The organism is Streptomyces sp. NPDC005483 (assembly GCF_040606035.1).
Classification (GTDB): domain Bacteria; phylum Actinomycetota; class Actinomycetes; order Streptomycetales; family Streptomycetaceae; genus Streptomyces.
This window is the reverse complement of sequence record NZ_JBEXEA010000007.1, coordinates 157,829-175,462: the sequence shown is the minus strand read 5'-3', so window position 1 is coordinate 175,462 and position 17,634 is coordinate 157,829. Positions and strand designations below refer to the sequence as shown.

Genomic DNA, 17,634 nt, shown 5'->3' with positions numbered 1-17,634 from the left:
CTCACACTGCCGCCGGGGCACTCGGCGCGCGCCGGATCCTGCCGTCGAGCGGCACGCCGCCTCAGCGGTAGCCCGTCACGTCCGCCGGCTTCCCCGCGTCCTGGACCTCGACCAGGTAGCGCCAGGCGTCGGGGCGGCTGCCGTCGAGGTCCGTGAAGCCGTACGTCCGCGCGAGCGAGCCGCTGTCGAGTGACTGCCCGTTCCAGCGGGCCACGTCGGGGTCGGTGGCCAGCGCGGCGACCGCGCGGCCCACGTAGTGCGGGGTCTCCGAGACGGCGAAGTGGGGGACGCGGTCGAGGGCGTCGCGCCAGTTGTCCTCGCGCACCCCGAAGGCGTCGAGCATCATCTCCGAGCGCAGCCAGCCAGGGGTCAGCGCGACGGCGGTGGCACCGCGCGGGCCGAGTTCGTGGCCGAGGGCGAACGCCATACGGATCACGGACGTCTTGGCGAGGTCGTAGAAGAAGGAGTTGCGGTAGTTCTCGCGGTTGTAGGCGTCGGTCCCGTCGGTCATCTCGACGACCAGGCCGCCGGCCCGACGCAGCAGCAGGGGCAGGGCGTGGTGGCTGGTGATCGCGTGGGTGTCGATCGCGAGCCTGAGCAGCCGGAGGCCGTTGTCGAGGTCGTGCTCCCACACCGGGCTGTCCCACTCGAAGAGGTGCTCGCCGCCCCAGATGTCGTTGACGAGGACGTCGAGGCGGCCCTGCTCGTCGGCGATCCGCTCGACGAGGACGCGGACCTGCGCGGGGTCCAGGTGGTCGGTGGGTACGGCGATGCCGTGGCCGCCGGCGGCGGTGACCAGGTCGGCGGTGTCCTCGACGGTCTCCGGGCGGTCGTACTCGGAGCGGCGGGCGCGGGTGCTGCGGCCGGTGACGTAGACGGTGGCGCCCGCCGCCCCGAGCTCCACGGCGATCCCGCGCCCGGCTCCGCGGGTCGCCCCGGCGACCAGCGCGACCTTGTCCTCCAGCGGCTGTGACATGTCCGACCTCCCGTGGTGCCCGATGTGGCTTCGAGCATGGCCGTGAAGCCGGACAACCTCTGTCGTGATTTACGGAAGAGTCATCCGGTCGCGCGCAGTTTCCCGTCCAGGGTGTCCAGGTCCGGCAGGAACCAGATGTGGCCGCCCTGGTTCGTCTCGTGGACGAAGTCCCTGAGGGCCGTGCTGTCGTCGAGGTGACGGGTGACGTCACCGACGACCGCCAGACGGACCCGGTAGGTCACGAACTTCTGCATCACCGCGCCCGCGACACCCGACCGCAGCCGGAAGAACTCCTCCGCGACCCGTGCCACGGGTACGGCCACCACCTGGGCGTCACGGCCCATGGCGTCGCCGATCAGGTCGAGGGCCGCCCGTTCGCCGTCCAGCGGCGGGCCGTCGGGGGCGCAGTGCAGGACGTTCACGCCGTTCAGGTGCACGACGTCGTCAGTGGCCACGGGCGATCCACTCCTGGAGGTGTGGGGCCTCCGCGCCGATGGTGGTGGGGTCGCCGTGGCCGGTGAGGACCTTCGTCTCCGGCGGCAGGGCCAGCAGGCGGTCGCGGATCGAGTCGATGATCGTCGGGAAGTGGGACCAGGAGCGGCCGGTGGCGCCCGGGCCGCCCTGGAAGAGGGTGTCGCCGGTGAAGACGGTGCCGAGGCCGGGGTCGTAGAGGCAGACCGCGCCCGGGGCGTGGCCGGGGGTGTGCAGCACCTGGAGGTCGGCGCCCGCGGCCTCGATGACCTGGCCGTCGCGCAGATGGGCGTCGGGGTCGCGGTCGGGGTGGGTCTGCTTCCACAGCGGCAGGTCGTCGGGGTGCAGCCAGATCGTGGCGCCGGTGCGGTCGGCGAGGGCGGGCGCGGCGTCGATGTGGTCGTTGTGGGCGTGGGTGCAGACGATCGCGGTCAGTCTGCGGTCGCCGACGGCCTCGACGATGGCGTCGGCGTCGTGGGCGGCGTCGATGACGATCACCTCGTGGTCGTCGCCGACGATCCAGACGTTGTTGTCGACGTCCCAGGTGCCGCCGTCGAGGCTGAACTGCCCGGAGGTGACGAGGCGTTCGATGCGGGCGGCCATCAGAGCACCACCACCGAACGCAGGACATCACCGTGGTGCATGCGCTCGAACGCCTTCTCCACCTCGTCGAGCTGGATGGTCTCGGTCACGAACGCCTCCAGGTCCAGGCGGCCCTGCAGATGCAGGTCGATCAGCATGGGGAAGTCGCGGGAGGGCAGACAGTCGCCGTACCAGGACGACTTGAGCGAGCCGCCGCGCCCGAAGACGTCGAGGAGCGGCAGCTCCAGCTTCATCTCGGGGGTGGGCACCCCGACGAGGACGACGGTGCCGGCGAGGTCGCGGGCGTAGAAGGCCTGCTGGTACGTCTCGGGGCGGCCGACCGCCTCGATCACGACGTCGGCGCCGAAGCCGCCGGTCAGTTCACGGATCGCCTCGACGGGGTCGTTCTCGCGCGAGTTGACCGTGTGGGTGGCGCCCATCGTGCGGGCCTTCTCCAGCTTCCGGTCGTCGATGTCGACAGCGATGATCTTCGCCGCGCCCGCGAGGTTCGATCCCGCGATCGCCGCGTCACCGACGCCACCGCAGCCGATGACGGCGACGGTGTCGCCCCGGCCGACGTTCCCCGTGTTGATCGCGGCGCCGATACCGGCCATCACACCGCAGCCCAGGAGCCCCGCGACCGCGGCCGAGACCGACGGGTCGACCTTGGTGCACTGTCCGGCGGCGACCAGCGTCTTCTCGGCGAAGGCACCGATGCCCAGGGCGGGCGAGAGCTCGGTGCCGTCGCTGAGGGTCATCTTCTGTGTCGCGTTGTGCGTGTTGAAGCAGTACCAGGGCCGCCCGCGCAGACAGGCCCGGCAATTACCGCACACGGCACGCCAGTTGAGGATCACGAAGTCCCCGGGCGCGACGTCGGTCACTCCCTCGCCGACCGACTCCACGACACCGGCGGCCTCGTGACCGAGCAGGAAGGGGAAGTCGTCGTTGATCCCGCCCTGCTTGTAGTGCAGGTCGGTGTGGCAGACCCCGCAGGCCTGCACCTGGACGACGGCCTCCCCCGGCCCCGGATCCGGCACCAGGATCGTCTCCACCCGCACCGGCTCGTCCTTGCCGGGTGCGATCACTCCGCGTACCTCCTGCGCCATGATCCTGACCCCTTCCGCCGTTCGGTGCACGTCCCTCCGACCCTACGGGTGACTGATCAGTAACGGCACGATTCCGGGTCAGAAGAATACCCCCTGGGGGTAACTGAGTACGGGTTTCGCGAGCAGAGCAGGGCCGGGCCCGGATCACGGGGGCCGCCTGTTCGGTCCAGGCCGGGGCGCGATCGAGCGGTCGCCGGTCGCCGACGGGGGCGTGGTGGAGATCGAGGGCGGGCGGCAGCCGTCTTCACTGGCGGCTCGCTGCTGATCGGCACGGCGGAGCGGGCCGACCTCGTGGAACCGGCCGCGGACCGCCGATACCGACGTGCCCCTGGGCGCGCCCTCGGGCCGCCGAACCCGTTCACCGCGGGACGTCCGCGTCGGCGGGAACCGGCCGACGCCGCGCGAGAGCGCCGACGTAGCCTGAGGGCTCCGCACGCCGTCGGGCCCGAAGGAGCGCCGTGAGCAGCACCGAGACCGAGACCGGGGCACCGACCTGGCGGTTGCTCCTCGGATACGTACGGCCGCACCGGTGGACCCTGCTCGCGGGTGCCGTGCTCTCGCTCCTGACGGGGGCCACCGGTCTGCTGCTGCCGCTGGTGGCACGGGAGTTGATCGACGACCTGTCCCACGACCGCACCATCACCGGCGCGTTGTTCGTCATGTCGGGGCTGGTGATCGCCAACGCCGCTCTGGGCGGCCTGGGTTCGTACGTGCTGCGCCGTACCGCGGAGTCCGTGGTGCTGGGTGCGCGGCGCGCGCTGTCGTCGTATCTGCTGCGCCTGCGCATCACGGCCGTGGACCGCACCGAACCCGGCGACCTGATGGCCCGGATCACCTCGGACACCACTCTGCTGCGCGAGGTCACCACCGACTCGCTCGTGGGCCTCGGGACCGGCGGGCTCACGCTGGTCGCGACCGTGGTGATGATGGGTCTGGTCGATCCGGTGCTGCTGGGCGTGACGCTGGCGGTGATCCTGGCCGCCGGCACGGTCCTCGGGGTGATCGTGCCGCGCATCAACCGGGCGAGCCGGCAGGCGCAGGACGCGGTGGGTGTGATGGGCGCCTCGCTGGAACGCATCCTCGGCGCGCTGCGCACGGTCAAGGCGTCGGGCGCCGAGCACCGCGAGGAGAAGACGCTGCACGCGGCGGCCGAGGAGTCGTGGCGGCAGAGCGTGCGGGCCGCCAAGTGGTCGGCGGCGGCGGGCAACACGGCGGGGCTCGCGATGCAGATCGCGTTCATCACGGTGCTCGCGGTGGGTGGCGCGCGGGTCGCCACCGGTGCCATCGATGTCGGCACGCTGGTCGCGTTCCTGCTGTACGTCTTCTATCTGATGTCGCCGATCCAGCAGGTCGTCGGGGCGATCACGCAGTACCAGACGGGGGCCGCGGCTCTCGCCCGTATCCAGGAGGCGCTGCGGCTGCCCGCCGAACCGGCCGCGGTGCCCGCGCCGTTGCCCGCCGACGGGGCCGCCCCGGCTTCCGTCGCCTTCACGGACGTCCGGTTCCGGTATGCCGACGACCTGCCGTACGTCCATCACGGGGTGACGTTCGAGGTGCCCGCGCGGGGGATGACGGCGTTCGTCGGGCCGTCCGGCGCGGGAAAGACGACGGTGTTCTCGTTGATCGAGCGGTTCTACGATCCCGAGGCCGGGGTCGTGACGCTGGACGGGCGGGATCTCGCGGAGTGGGATCTGCCTCAACTCCGGTCCGCGATCGGGTACGTGGAGCAGGACGCGCCCGTGCTGTCGGGGTCGCTGCGCGAGAACCTGCTGCTCGGGAATCCGGAGGCGGGCGAGGACGCGGTGGCGCGCGTGCTGAAGACGACCCGGCTCGACGGCCTGGTGGCCAAGCTGCCGAGCGGGCTGGAGACCCTGGTCGGGCATCGGGGGACCAAGCTGTCGGGCGGGGAGCGGCAACGGGTGGCGATCGCCCGTGCGTTGCTGCGGCGGCCCCGGCTGTTGCTGCTGGACGAGGCCACGTCCCAGTTGGACGCGGTGAACGAGGCGGCCCTGCGGGACACGGTGGCGGACGTGGCGCGTACGACCACGGTGCTGGTCGTCGCGCATCGCCTGTCCACGGTGACGATGGCCGACCGGATCGTGGTCATGGACGCGGGGCGCGTGCGCGCGGTGGGGACGCATCGGGAACTGGTCGCGGGAGATCCGTTGTACGCGGAGCTGGCCGCCACGCAGTTCCTGGCGACGGCTGATCTCGGCACGTGAGCGGAGACGCGGCGAGGGCCACCCGGTGATCCGGGCGGCCCTCGGTCTGCGTGCGCGAGGCTCAGTGAACGGCCGGCACGAGCCCGGTGACGGGGGCGACGGGGCCGGTGACCTGGCCCAGCTGGTTCAGGTCGTTGACCCGGTTGAGGCCGGCCGGCTGCCGGGAGACCGGCGGGATCTCGGCCTTGTGCTCCGCGGGGATGTCACTCGTCGCGAGCGAGTCGATCACGGCGATCGGGTTGAGCGCCCCGGCGTCCGGAGCGGCCGCGTCGGCCGCGTTCGCGAGGGGGGCGGTGAGGCCGGTGACGCCGACGGCGAGACCGACGGCGGCAACGGTACGTCGAGTTGAGATCATGTTGTCAGCAACGCGGGCGGGCCCCTCGCGGGCACGGCTGGCCGATGCCCCGCACCCGTCAGGGCGGAGCGCCGGCCTGCGCTTGCCGTGGCCGCCGGGGCGGAGGAGTCTCGAAGAAGCAAGCCCTCCGCGGTCCGCTCCTCGTCGGGCCGCGGTCCTCGAAGGAGGTCACCATGGGCACCGCCTCAAGCTCCGGCTTCACCACCGAAACCCTCCGCAGCGGCATCGAAGGAAGCTCTGCGGCGAATCTTCTGTCGCTCTACGCGGACGACGCCGAGATACGCGTCGTGGACCGCAACACCCAGCCCAGCCACCCCATGATCCTGCACGGCAGGGACGCGATCAGCGCGATGCTCGACGACGTCTACAGCCGCGACATGACGCACAAGCTGGAGCAGTGCGTGGTCGACGGCGACCATGTCGCCTTCAGCGAGTCCTGCCGGTACTCCGACGGGGTACGTGTCCTGTCCGAGTCGATGCTGACGCTCCGGGACGGCAAGATCACCGAACAGACCATGATCCAGGCCTGGGACGAGTAGCGGGAAAGGCGCCGAAGGTCCAGCTCGCGAACCGACCGACCTGGACCTTCCCGGCGCGTCGGTTAATGTGATGTCCGGACCGTGACTGGCGCTGAGGTGGAGCACCACCGTGGAGCGGTCCGCACACTCGATGCCGTGCGCCTGGGCGATTTCTTCGATCGGCCCAGGAGTGGATCATGTCTCAGGCACGGCTCATCGAGGGCACCTCGCTCGCCCGGCGCATCGTCGAGGACGCCGCCGAGCGTGCGGCCGGCCTCACCGCGCACCGGACAGGCGCCCTGTCTCGCGACGGTGCTGGTCGGCGAGGACCCCGCCTCCGTCACCTACGTCCGTATGAAGCGCAACCGCTGCCGCACGGCCGGCATCGAGTCGCGGCACGTGGGGCTGCCCGCGGCGACCACCACGGAGGAACTGGTCGGCACGCTGCGCGCCCTGTCGGACGACCCCACCGTGCACGGCATCCTGCTCCAGCACCCGATGGGCCCGCACATCGACGAGCGGGCCGCGTTCGAGGCGATCGCTCCGCAGAAGGACGTCGACGGAGTCACCTTCGCCTCCTTCGCGACGATGAGTTTCGGGCTGCCGGGCTTCGTGTCGTGCACACCCGGCGGGATCATGCGGCTGCTCGACGAGTACGACGTCGACCCGGCCGGGAAGCGGGCCGTGGTCGTGGGCCGCAGCGCGATCCTCGGCAAGCCGGCCGGCATGCTCCTGCTCGCACGGGACGCCACGGTGACGTACTGCCACTCCCGTACGGCCGATCTTTCGGCGGCCGTACGGGAGGCGGACATCGTGGTCGCCGCGGTGGGCCGGCCCCGGCTGATCCTGGGCCGGGACATCAAGCCCGGCGCGGTCGTGATCGACGCCGGCTACAACGCGGGCAACGTCGGTGACGTCGACTTCGACTCCGCGGTGGAGCGGGCCTCGCTGATCACGCCGGTGCCGGGCGGCGTCGGTCCGATGACCATCGCCACGCTGCTGGAGCAGACCGTCCGGGCAGCGGAGGCGGCCGCCAGGCAGAACTGACGCAACTCGGCGTCCACTGCCGGGCACGGCCCGACCGGGGTGCCGTGCGCGGCGCAGCCGGAGTCGCGAGAGGTTGGAGTCAACGGATGTGACAGGGGTGAACTGGCCGATGTGAACGGGTCGTTCGCGCGGGCCGGCGGGCCTGGCGCCATACTGTCGGTCGTGCGGGTAGCGATCATGACAGCGGGTTCCCGGGGCGATGTGGCCCCGTTCACCGGGCTGGGGTACGGCCTGGCGCGGGCCGGGCACGAGGTCACCCTGGTCACCCATGGCCGCTTCGAGCCGCTCGCGGCGCGGGCCGGCATCGGCTTCCACGCCCTGCCGGTCGATCCCCGCGCCGAGCTGGAGTCCTCGCGCGGGCGGGCCCTGCACCGCAGTACGACCGGCGTGGGCAAGCTGGCGCGGGTGGTCGCGATGGCGCGGGCGCTGGCCGTGGAGATGGCCGACGACCTGGTGGCCGCCGCGCGGGTGAGCGACGCGCTGCTCCTGTCCGGATCGGTGGCCCCGCTGGGCCACGCCGTCGCCGCGGGCCTGGGACTGCCCAGCCTGGGCCTCAATCTCCAACCCCTCGCCCCCACCAGGGAGTTCGCACCGCCCATGCTGGGCACCGGCTCCTGGGGCCGACTGGGCAACCGGGTCGCCGGGCAGGGCCTGAACCTGGCCGTGGAACAGGTCTTCGCCGCGGCGCTCCCCTCGGTCCGGGCCCGGCTGGGCCTGCCCCCGACGGGCCCGGCCGCGGCACTGCGCACCCGTGAGCGAGAGGGCTGGCCGATCCTGCACGGCTTCAGCCCACGGGTGGTCGCCCGGCCCCTCGACTGGCGGTCCGGACTCGACGTGGCGGGCTACTGGTGGCCGTACGACGGCGACGCACCGCTCCCCGACGAACTGCGGAGCTTCCTCGACGCCGGACCGCCGCCGGTCTTCGTGGGCCTGGGCAGCGCGACCGTGCCCGATCCCGCGCGGATCAGCGCCGAGGTCGTGCGGGCGCTGCGCCGGGCCGGGCTGCGCGGAGTGATCCAGCGCGGATGGGCGGATCTGACGGCGTCGGGCGACGACATGCTGACCGTCGGCGAGGTGTCGCACGCAGCGCTCTTCCCGCGGATGGCGGCGGTGGTCCACCATGCGGGCGCGGGCACGACGGCGGCGGGCCTGCGCGCGGGGGTTCCGGCGGTACCGGTGCCGATCCAGTTCGACGAGAGCTTCTGGGCGGCAAGACTGGTGGCGCTGGGCGTGGCGCCGCGTGCCGTGCCGCTGAGGCGCCTGACCGCCGACGCCCTGGGGGCGGCCCTGCTCCGGGTCACGCGGGACGCCGGGTACCGGGAACGGGCGCGGGCCCTGGGGGCGCACATCCGCGAGGAGGACGGTGTGACACCCGTGGTGGAGGCGGTGGGCAGGCTGTGAAGCACCACGCCCGCCGATCCGCTCACGCCCGGACGGGCTCCCAGCCGGGCGGCTGAAGGATGCCCAGCAACTGGCGTACCAGCTCCTCCACCACCTCGTCCAAGGTCGCGTCCACCCACCCGGCGTTCCAGTCGTGCAGCAGGCCGTTCACGCTGCCGATGAACCCGGTCGCCGCCAGCCGGTAGTCCCGCCGGGCCGCTTCCCCCCGCGCGACGGCCCGGTCCGCCTCGGCGCAGACCAGATCGACCCAGTGCGCCCGACGGGCCAGCCGTTGCTCCTCGAGGCGCGCGCTGACGCCGATGATCTCCACGAACGTGATCCGCACCCGGCGGGGATCGGAGGTGACGTTCGCCGCGTACGCGCGGAAGATCGCGGCCGCGCGTTCGGCGAGGGGCAGGTGGTCCGCGTCGGCCACCGCTGCCACCACGGCCGCCGTCGCCCAGTCGTTGACCTCCAGGTGAAGTGCGGCCAGGACGTCCTCGAGGGTGCGGAACTCCTCGTAGAACTGGCGGGTGGAAAGCCCCGCGGCCTCGCTGAGGGCCGCGACGGTCGTGGCGCGGTAGCCGGGAGCGTCCCCGATGAGCTGGAGTGCCGCGTCCAGGAAACGGCGGCGCCGCTCGGCCTGCCGCTCCGCGGCTGTCTTGCCGCCGTAGCGACCGGTCGGGGCCCTGAGCCTGCCCGTCACCGCACCTCCCGCTCGGACCGGAGTGTCCGGCCTTCCGTATGAGCGCCAAGTTTGTCGTGTACGCAGTCTTGTGGAGAAGGGCCCCCCTTCCTTACTTTGCAGTAAGTTAACTCTGAAAGCACGCGTCTTCAGTTTGCCGTCTTGGCATGCCCCCGTCATGAGCCGCCCAGAGGGAGACCCGTCATGCCTGTTCTCAAGCCCAGACACCTGTGTGCCATGGCCGCCGCAGTCGTCCTGACCGTCACCGTCCCCGCCACCGCCGCGTCCGCCGCGGACGCCGCCGCCCTGCGCGAGGTGCTGTTCGTGGGCAACAACTGGGACGGCACCGCCGACGTCATCAAGTCCTCCGGCGACCTGGCGAAGATCGGCCGGATCAACGTCATCCCCGACAAGGCCGCGCGGATGGCGGAGATCAACGCCGACCCGATCAAGTGGATCTACTTCATGGCGATCCGCAACAGCGTCGGCGAGGGCCACGACCAGTTCGCCGACGACATGTACTCCACGCCGGACGGCAAGTCGGTGGTGGTCTCACGGCCGAGCTTCGCGGACGTGGTGTCGATCGACCTGGCCACCGGGAAGATCAACTGGCGCTTCAAGGTCTCGGGCTACCGGGCGGACCACATGGCGGTCTCCCCCGACGGCACCCGGGTCGCGGTGTCCGCCTCCACCGCGAACACCGTGCACGTGCTGAACATCAACACCGGTCAGCAGCTCGGCTCGTTCGGCACCGGCGACAAGCCGCACGAGAACATCTTCACCAAGGACGGCAAGTACATCTGGAACATGGCGATCGGTGACGTGAACACCGACTCCGACGCCCCGTGGCAGGACTTCACGAAGGGCGACCGGCACATCACCGTGGTCGATGCCACGACCTACAAGCAGGTCAAGGTCATCGACATGCGGGACAAGCTGAACGCGATCGGTCTCACCGACTACTCGGACGCGGTGCGCCCCGCCGTGTTCTCGCCGGACGAGTCCAAGCTGTACTTCCAGGTGTCGTTCTTCAACGGCTTCTTCGAGTACGACCTCGCCACCGACAAGATCACCCGCACGAAGACCCTGCCGAAGAACCCGGCGACCAGCGACGACCGCACCACCATGGTCAACGACTCGCGCCACCACGGCATTTCGATGAGCCCTGACGGCAGCAAGCTGTGCGTCGCGGGGACGATGGACGACTACGCGACCGTCGTGAACCGCACCACCCTCCAGGAGGGCCCGCTCGTCCCCGCCTCGAAGCCCTACTGGGCGACCGTCAGCGGCGACGGCAAGAGCTGTGTCATCTCCGAGAGCGGTGCCGACCAGGTCACCGCGATCGACTTCGCGACCGGGCAGAAGACGGTGTCCGTGCCGGTCGGCGACCACCCTCAGCGGGTGCGCCTCGGACATGTGGCCGCCGACTGGACGAGTCCGTCCTCGTAGCGGGGACGCCGGACGCCGCGGCAGGGCCGGTGCCTCCTCCTCCTGGAGGCGGCACCGGCCCTGCCGTCCGATGGGGACGGGGTCAGCCGAACTTCTGTGCCGTCCAGGTGGCGAGCTCGGACCTGGCCGCGTTGAGCACCGACGCGGAGGGCGAGGTGGCCCCGTTGGTCACCAGCGCGTAGTGCAGGACGCCGGAGTCCGGGTCGGTGAGCAGCAGTCGGCGGCTGCCCGTGCCGCCCGGTTCGACAGCCGCCCCGACCGGGGTGGACGAGGTGTACGCGGGCGGGCCGTAGACCGTGCCCAGGTCGGAGACGACGGTGGTGGTCGCGGTCGGGAAGGAGGCGGGCAGGTGGAGTTCGGTGGGCGCCGAGCCGCTTCCCGAGCGCCACACCAGCACCGCGTACTGGCCGGATCCGACCAGTGACGACACGTTGGGCAGGCTGCTCGGCACCGGGTTCCAGGTCAGGGTCGTGGAGCCGTCCCGTGAGCGCTCCTCGTAGGTGAAGGCGGCCGTGCTGCCGGAGGTGGCGCTCGGGTAGATCCGGTCCAGGAGCCGGGCGTCCTGGCGGAGCACCGCCGTGCCCGAGTCGTCGAGCTTCACGGCCGACAGGTCCTCGTCGTTCCAGGCGTCGCCCGACGTCATGACCTTGTCCGGGTTGTCGTTCATCAGCTCGTGGTGGCGGCCGTTGTAGATGTCCCACTGCCACTGCGTGCCGGACAGGACCGGTCCCGAACCGGCGGGTGTGGACCACCAGTTGGCGCCCTTCACCCGGGAGTCGAGGGCCTGGTACATGGCCTTGAGGACGGTCGGCGCCTTGCCGGCGGTGGAGCCGTTCAGCGGGTGCCCGAACTCGCTGACGATCGCCGTGGTCCCGGCCGCAGACGCGCGGTCGCGGACCGTGCCGAAGTCCCCGACGTACTGACCGTCGGAGGCGTTGCCCCACATCAGGATGCCCGAGATGGCCTTCTGGTCGTAGAAGTGGGTGTTGAAGACGTACCGGGAGCCGAGCGTGCCCGCGTCGAGGAGGCCGCCCTCCTCCTTGCTGACGTTGCCGTTCCAGAAGAGGTTCGGCTCGACCATCGCGGGCTTGTCCGTCCAGCCGGCCGCGTCCATCCGGGCCCGGAACTTCACGTAGAAGGGCCACAGCACGTCGCGTTCCCAGGTGCGGCTGTTCTGCCCGGAGTCGTAGCTGCCGGCGTAGGGCTCGTTGTAGGGGTCGAAGCCGACCACGCCGGCGAACTCCTCGGTGCTGAGGTTCGCCTTGAGGTACGTCATGGTCTTCTGGGCGGTGGCCAGGAAGGAGTCCTGGAGGCCGTAGTTGTTGTGCCAGAAGTCGTACTGGCCGGCCTTCACCGCGCCGTTCTGGGTGATGTTCTGGCCCCACATCAGGCAGATGCCGCAGGACTCGGCGGAGTAGTTGCCGAGCGCGACCGCCCACGCGGGGGCACCGTCGCCGGTGTACCAGCTGCCCGAGTTGAACAGCCAGCGGGAGTACAGATCCTGGTGGAAGTCGGGGTAGACCCGGATGCCCGCGTCGAGGAAGGCCCGCATCTGAGCGGTGGCGTTCGCCAGGTACGTGGTGTCGACCTGGCCCTTGACCGGTTCCGCGTAGGCCCAGGAGAGCAGGAAGCGGACGGAGTTGCCGCCGCCGAGAGCCCTCAGCGCGGTCGCCGACTTCCTGGCGTCGGTGACGGAGGCGAAGGGCAGGCCCTTGTTCTCGGCGAGCTTGGTCTCGCCGGAGACGTTGTAGCCACGCAGCACGACCTCACGGCCGTTGCCGTCGACGAACCGTCCGTTCTGGACGGTCAGGGGGGTGTCGTCGAAGGAGAGGGAGCCGGTGAGGGCGTCGGCGGGGGCGGGCCGGGCACCCGCGACCGTCAGGAATCCACAGAGGACAACCAGAACAACGAGCAGACGCGCACGCTTATTCGGCATGTACCTTACAGTCCGACTCATCCGGCACACCGTCAACAGTTATGACTGATGAGTAAGTTTCAGCTTTTCCGGGTAGGCGCCGGGCGAAACGGGACATTGCCGTGGGTGACCCGCTCGTAGTGGTCGAAGGCGCTCTCCAGCTCGCCCTCGCCCCGGGTGAGTCCGGGCAGCCGTTGCTCCAGCGCGTGCAGTCGGGCCGCCGGCACCGTGCCCTCCACCGAACCGGTTTCCCCCCGGGTCTCGGTGGTCTCTGGTACGGCCCGCAGCGCGGTCAGCGCCGGCAACAGGGCCCCGAGGGTGTCGGCCGGGGCCTCCACCCGGAACCGGTGCATGGGCTCGTACACTCCGGTGCCCGCCCGGCGCAGCGCCTCGACCAGGACGGGCGGAGTCACGCCACGGAAGTCGGCGCCCGTGCTGGACATGCTCTTGTTGAAGCGCTGATGGGCATGGCTCTGCCGGGGCGAGTAACCGCAGTGGGTCATGGTGACCGTGCAGTCGGTGACCTGCCAGCCGTACAGGCCGTGGCCGAGGGTCTCGTGCACGGTGTCCTCGACGGCCTTGAAGAAGGCGTAGGGCATGGCACCCAGCTCCACCTCCCGCCGGAACCCGACGCCCGACCCGACGGGTGCCGGGTCGACCCGCAGGCCGACGGTGGCGAGGAACGGGTTGCCGTCCTTCTTGTTGAACCGGACGGCCGCACCCGTGCCGACGGGCCGCTCGACGCACAGCGGCGAGCTCTCCCGGAAGGTGACGTCGAAGCCGAACTCCTCGGCGAGCGTGGCCTGGATGACCTCCTTCTGGACCTCCCCGTAGAGGGAGACGGAGGTCTCCCGGCGCTCCTCGTCGTGTCGCAGGCCGATCAGCGGGTCCTGCTCGGCCAGTTGGGTCAGGGCGAGGTGGAGGGCCGTGCTGTCGGTGTCCGGGCCCGGGACGACGACCGTTTCGAGGGAGGGCGGGGCGAAGAAGTGGCCGTGGGCCTTGCGGGGTTCACCGAGGGCGTCACCGACGCGGATGTCGGCCAGGCCCCAGAGCTTGGCGATCCGTCCCGCCGGGACCGCTTCCCGGCGGGTCTCGGTACCGCCGTCGAAAACGCTGATCGCGGTGACCCGGCCCTCTGTGCGCGCCGCACCGCACGGTACCCGGTCGCGGATGCCGAGCGTGCCGGAGAAGACGCGCGCGTACGCGACCTTCTCCCCCGCCGGGCCCCGCTCGACCTTGAACACCGTGCCGGAGACGGGCCCTTCGGGGTCACCGTCGGCGGCGGGCAGCAACTCCTTGATGCCGGTGATCAGTTCGGGAATCCCCGCGCCCGTGACCGCCGACCCGAAGTACACCGGGTGCACCAGGGCCTGCCGGGTCTGCGCGACCAGTGCCCTGCGCAGCAGATCCGTACCGACCCGACCCTCGACGAAGGCGGACAGCAGGTCGTCGTCATGGTCCGCGAGGACGTCGTAGGCACCGATCCCCGGGCGGAAGCGGGCCTCGCGCGTGCCGGGTGCGTCCACCGTCCCCATCGGCACGATCGCCGGGGTGAGCCGGTCGGCGACAGCCCGCAGGACACGGTCGTACCCCGCTCCCCGCCGGTCGATCTTGTTGACGAAGACGAGGGTCGGGATGCGCAGCCGCTCAAGGGTCCGCATCAGGACCCGGGTCTGCGCCTGGACGCCCTCGACGGCCGAGACCACGAGCACGGCGCCGTCGAGCACGCCGAGCACCCGCTCCACCTCGGCGATGAAATCCGGGTGGCCGGGAGTGTCGATGAGGTTGACGGTGACGTCGTCGACCGCGAAGGAGACGACGGCGGACTTGATGGTGATGCCACGCCTGCGTTCCAGCGCAAGGGTGTCGGTCTGTGTGCTGCCCGCGTCGACGCTGCCGATCTCGTCGATGACTCCGACCGAGTGCAGCAGCCGCTCGGTCAGGCTGGTCTTACCGGCGTCGACGTGGGCGAGGATCCCGAGGTTGAGCAGGTGCACGAAGCGTCATGTCCTTTGGAGAGAGGGAGGTTCCTTCCGGGATGGACATGGACGCAGTGCGCATTACGGCTCCTGGATTGTGCGACGGCAAAGACAGGAGAAGTCCAGCAGGTGCGAGCCCTCGACGGCAACGGAATAACTTTCGTCACGCGTGTGGACGTCAGCGGCTCGCCGGCGGGGGTACCCGGCCCGGTGAGCCGCTGGGGCCGCCTGTCGGACGGCGGGAGCGTGGCGGTCCGGAGCGGCGCGCGGCACGGATGCGACGCTTGTACCGGCCGTCGCACCGGGTGATCCGGGCCGAGCCGTGCCGGAGTGTCCGGCGGCGGTGAAAGGAGCCGACGATGCGTGACCTCCTCCCGGTGCTGAACGGCTGGTACACGGCAGGAGTGCCGTTCGGACTGGCCACGGTCGTCTCCACGAGTCGCAGCGCGCCCCGTGATCCGGGTGCCGCCATGGCCGTGGGCCCGGACGACGAGGTCGTCGGGAGTGTGTCCGGCGGCTGCGTCGAGGGCGCCGTCTTCGAACTGGCCCAGGAGGTCGTGGCGAGCGGTGAGGCCCGCCTGGAGACCTTCGGGTACAGCGACGAGGACGCGCTCGCGGTGGGGCTCACCTGCGGCGGCGAGATCACCCTTCTGGTACGTCCCGTGACGGCCGCGCTCGATCCCGCGTTCGGCGAGATCGCGGAGTCCGTCGCCGCGAGCCGCCCGGTGACCTTGGCGACGGTGACCGACGGCCCCGCTCCCCGCGGTGCCACGCTCGCCGTGTGGCCGGACCGCGTCGCGAGCACCCTGGGCGCCACCGGCCTGGACGTGGCCGTCACCGCCGACGCGCGCGGCGAACTCGCCCTGGGCGCGACCGGGTTGAGGCACTACGGCCCGCACGGTGAGCGCCGCGAGGACGCGGTCGGCGTCTTCCTGCACTCCTTCGCCCCGCCGCCCCGCATGCTGATCTTCGGCGCGATCGACTACGCGGCCGCGGTCGCCCGGATCGGCGTCTTCCTCGGGTACCGGGTCACGGTCTGCGACGCCCGCCCGGTCTTCGCCACGCCGAAGCGCTTCCCGGACGACGTGGAGGTCGTCGTGGACTGGCCGCACCGCTACCTGAGCGGCACGGACACCGACGAGCGCACCGTAATCTGCGTCCTGACCCACGACCCGAAGTTCGACGTGCCCTTGCTGGAGGAGGCGCTGCGCCGGCCCGCGGCGTACATCGGGGCGATGGGCAGCCGCCGTACGCATGACGACCGGATGCAGCGGCTCGCCGAAGCGGGGCTGACCGAGGCCGAATCGGCCCGGCTGCGCTCGCCGGTCGGCCTCGACCTCGGGGCCCGTACGCCGGAGGAGGTCGCCGTGTCGGTGGCCGCCGAGATCGTCGCGCTGCGCTGGGGCGGCAGCGGTGCCCCGCTGACGGCGACGGCGGGGGCGATCCATCCGTCCCCGTGAAACCTGCCTCAAGGAGAATCGAAGGGTGTCAGCCGCACGCGAGCGGGTAGGCGGCAGCTATGGGAAAGGGCGTCCGAGCCCTCCCCCACCTCCGATCGGGAAGGAGGTCCGTGAGTACGCACACTCGCAGTGTCCGGGCCGCCTCCGGTACACGGAGCGGCCCGGATCTATGAGTGCCGGTGCGCCGATGTCACCGCGCCCAGCAGCAGGGCGAACCCCACGACCGGCACGTTGACCAGGAAGACGGCGCGCCAGCCGAGGCCGTCGACGAGGACACCGCCCGGCAGGCAGGGCGAGACTGCCGATGCCCGCCCACACGCCGATCGCCCGGGGCCCTGGCCGCCCCGTCCGGGAAGGCCCGGCCGATGATCGCGAGCGTGCCCGGCAGCAGCAGGGCGGCGCCCACGCCCTGGACCACCCGCGCGGCGACGAGCACGCCGACGCTCGGCGCGAGACCGCAGGCCAGGGAACCGGCGCCGAACACACCGAGGCCCGGCAGCACGACCCGCTTGTGGCCGTACCGGTCCCCGGCCGCACCGCTGGTCAGCATGAGGCAGGCGAGCGCGAGCGCGTCTCCGTCGACGACCCTCCCCCTGAGGGGGTACCCCCGAACCCGCCGACGCCGGTGCCGAGGTCCGAGCCGATCGCGCGCAGGGCGACGTTGACGACCGTGACGTCGAGCAGGACCAGGAAGTATCCGGCGCACGCCGTATCAGGCGACACCGAGAGCCCCAGGTGCCCGTGGGCCCTAGCGCGAAACGGAGCGCGGCGGCAGGCGGTGCAGCGTCACGTCCGTGAGGTGGCCGTCGGCCACGGTCGCCGTCATGTAGGTGCAGTGGGGCTGGCGGCGGCGGTCGGTCGGCGAGCCGGGGTTGAGCAGGCGCAGTCCGCCGGGGGCGGTGGTGTCCCAGGGAATGTGGCTGTGGCCGAAGACCAGGATGTCGGCGTCGGGGTAGCGGGCGGCGCAGCGGGCCTCGCGCCCCTGGGCGGCGCCGGTCTCGTGGACGACGGCGAAGCGCAGGCCGCCCAGGTCGGCGTACGCCACCTCGGGCAGCCGCGCGCGCAGCTCGGGTCCGTCGTTGTTGCCGTAGACCCCGACGAGCCGAGCGCTGCGGCTCTCCAGCAGGTCGAGGGTGGCGGTGTCCACCCAGTCGCCGGCGTGGAACACGACGTCGGCATGCGGGAGTTCGGCGAGCAGCGGGGCGGGGAGCTGCTTGGCGCGCTTGGGAAGGTGGGTGTCGGACATCAGCAGCAGGCGCACGGGATCACCCTAGAGGGGCGCGGGGCCGGCCCCGCGCCACACGGGCGGCGCGCCGGGCCGGACTCGTCCTCGGGGCGCCACTCGGGCGGCTGGACGACGCCGGGGTGGGGGGTGCGGTGCCGCGAAGAAGCGGGTGACGCCGGCGTGAGTGCGGGGTGTGGCGCCAGGCTGTGCGGAGGCTCCTTCGCTCGGCGTCCTGCGTGCCCGTCACCTGCTCGCGGCTTCGGC

Annotated in this window: 15 protein-coding genes, 2 pseudogenes and 1 riboswitch; of the genes and pseudogenes, 7 read left to right on the top strand and 10 right to left on the bottom strand. The window is 71.5% G+C overall.

Annotation, left to right across the window (positions count from 1 at the left end; genetic code table 11):
- Positions 1–61 precede the first annotated feature (61 nt).
- From ABZT06_RS15840 to ABZT06_RS15825, 4 genes are all read right to left on the bottom strand, one after another.
- A complete protein-coding gene (locus ABZT06_RS15840; RefSeq protein WP_355740479.1) occupies positions 62–976 on the bottom strand; it encodes an SDR family oxidoreductase in 915 nt (304 codons plus the stop codon).
- 80 nt (positions 977–1,056) lie between these two features.
- The gene (locus ABZT06_RS15835; RefSeq protein WP_355740477.1) at positions 1,057–1,431 is read right to left on the bottom strand and encodes a DUF4180 domain-containing protein; all 375 of its coding nucleotides are present in this window, start codon (positions 1,429–1,431) and stop codon (positions 1,057–1,059) included.
- The gene (locus ABZT06_RS15830; RefSeq protein WP_355740475.1) at positions 1,421–2,050 is read right to left on the bottom strand and encodes an MBL fold metallo-hydrolase; all 630 of its coding nucleotides are present in this window, start codon (positions 2,048–2,050) and stop codon (positions 1,421–1,423) included. Before ABZT06_RS15830 ends, ABZT06_RS15835 begins: the two co-directional genes overlap by 11 nt.
- A complete protein-coding gene (locus tag ABZT06_RS15825; RefSeq protein ID WP_355740473.1) occupies positions 2,050–3,135 on the bottom strand; it encodes an S-(hydroxymethyl)mycothiol dehydrogenase in 1,086 nt (361 codons plus the stop codon). Before ABZT06_RS15825 ends, ABZT06_RS15830 begins: the two co-directional genes overlap by 1 nt.
- A 137-nt stretch (positions 3,136–3,272) precedes the next feature.
- On the opposite strand from ABZT06_RS15825, the pseudogene ABZT06_RS15820 reads away from it, so the two are divergent.
- Positions 3,273–3,435: pseudogene (locus ABZT06_RS15820) on the top strand (MBL fold metallo-hydrolase); the annotation flags it as partial.
- A gap of 158 nt (positions 3,436–3,593) precedes the next feature.
- On the top strand, positions 3,594–5,357 hold the full coding sequence (locus ABZT06_RS15815) for an ABC transporter ATP-binding protein (RefSeq protein WP_355740471.1): 1,764 nt from the start codon (positions 3,594–3,596) through the stop codon (positions 5,355–5,357).
- Between the two features lie 61 nt (positions 5,358–5,418).
- On the opposite strand, the gene ABZT06_RS15810 is transcribed toward ABZT06_RS15815, so the two are convergent.
- Positions 5,419–5,712 (bottom strand): hypothetical protein, encoded by a 294-nt coding sequence (locus tag ABZT06_RS15810; protein ID WP_355740469.1) that lies wholly within the window; start codon positions 5,710–5,712, stop codon positions 5,419–5,421.
- A gap of 173 nt (positions 5,713–5,885) precedes the next feature.
- Between ABZT06_RS15810 and ABZT06_RS15805 the strand changes: the two genes are divergently transcribed.
- The 3 genes and pseudogenes from ABZT06_RS15805 (at position 5,886) to ABZT06_RS15795 (ending at position 8,678) form a co-directional block, all read left to right on the top strand.
- The gene (locus tag ABZT06_RS15805; RefSeq protein WP_355740467.1) at positions 5,886–6,251 is read left to right on the top strand and encodes a nuclear transport factor 2 family protein; all 366 of its coding nucleotides are present in this window, start codon (positions 5,886–5,888) and stop codon (positions 6,249–6,251) included.
- Between the two features lie 71 nt (positions 6,252–6,322).
- A riboswitch (ZMP/ZTP riboswitch) is annotated at positions 6,323–6,405 on the top strand.
- 22 nt (positions 6,406–6,427) lie between these two features.
- Positions 6,428–7,277, top strand: a pseudogene (locus ABZT06_RS15800) (bifunctional 5,10-methylenetetrahydrofolate dehydrogenase/5,10-methenyltetrahydrofolate cyclohydrolase).
- A gap of 177 nt (positions 7,278–7,454) precedes the next feature.
- A complete protein-coding gene (locus ABZT06_RS15795) occupies positions 7,455–8,678 on the top strand; it encodes a glycosyltransferase (protein WP_355740465.1) in 1,224 nt (407 codons plus the stop codon).
- A 22-nt stretch (positions 8,679–8,700) separates the two neighbouring features.
- Here ABZT06_RS15795 and ABZT06_RS15790 read toward each other — a convergent pair whose 3' ends face one another.
- Positions 8,701–9,363, bottom strand: coding sequence for a helix-turn-helix domain-containing protein (locus tag ABZT06_RS15790; protein ID WP_355740463.1), 663 nt, complete (start codon positions 9,361–9,363; stop codon positions 8,701–8,703).
- A gap of 183 nt (positions 9,364–9,546) precedes the next feature.
- Between ABZT06_RS15790 and ABZT06_RS15785 the strand changes: the two genes are divergently transcribed.
- Positions 9,547–10,791, top strand: coding sequence for a YncE family protein (locus ABZT06_RS15785; RefSeq protein ID WP_355740461.1), 1,245 nt, complete (start codon positions 9,547–9,549; stop codon positions 10,789–10,791).
- Between the two features lie 82 nt (positions 10,792–10,873).
- Here the strand turns inward: ABZT06_RS15785 and ABZT06_RS15780 are convergent, their stop codons facing one another.
- Both ABZT06_RS15780 and ABZT06_RS15775 read right to left on the bottom strand, forming a co-directional pair.
- Entirely contained in the window at positions 10,874–12,727 is a 1,854-nt protein-coding gene (locus ABZT06_RS15780) for an endoglycosylceramidase (RefSeq protein ID WP_355740459.1), read from the bottom strand.
- A 59-nt stretch (positions 12,728–12,786) separates the two neighbouring features.
- Positions 12,787–14,703: a translation factor GTPase family protein gene (locus ABZT06_RS15775; protein ID WP_355740457.1), complete on the bottom strand. Its 1,917-nt coding sequence runs from the start codon at positions 14,701–14,703 to the stop codon at positions 12,787–12,789.
- A gap of 341 nt (positions 14,704–15,044) precedes the next feature.
- Between ABZT06_RS15775 and ABZT06_RS15770 the strand changes: the two genes are divergently transcribed.
- Entirely contained in the window at positions 15,045–16,145 is a 1,101-nt protein-coding gene (locus ABZT06_RS15770) for an XdhC/CoxI family protein (RefSeq protein WP_355740455.1), read from the top strand.
- A 190-nt stretch (positions 16,146–16,335) separates the two neighbouring features.
- On the opposite strand, the gene ABZT06_RS15765 is transcribed toward ABZT06_RS15770, so the two are convergent.
- The gene (locus tag ABZT06_RS15765; RefSeq protein WP_355740453.1) at positions 16,336–16,695 is read right to left on the bottom strand and encodes an MFS transporter; all 360 of its coding nucleotides are present in this window, start codon (positions 16,693–16,695) and stop codon (positions 16,336–16,338) included.
- Positions 16,696–16,893: 198 nt separating this feature from the next.
- A complete protein-coding gene (locus tag ABZT06_RS15760) occupies positions 16,894–17,406 on the bottom strand; it encodes a metallophosphoesterase (protein ID WP_355740451.1) in 513 nt (170 codons plus the stop codon).
- Between the last annotated feature and the right edge of the window lie 228 nt (positions 17,407–17,634).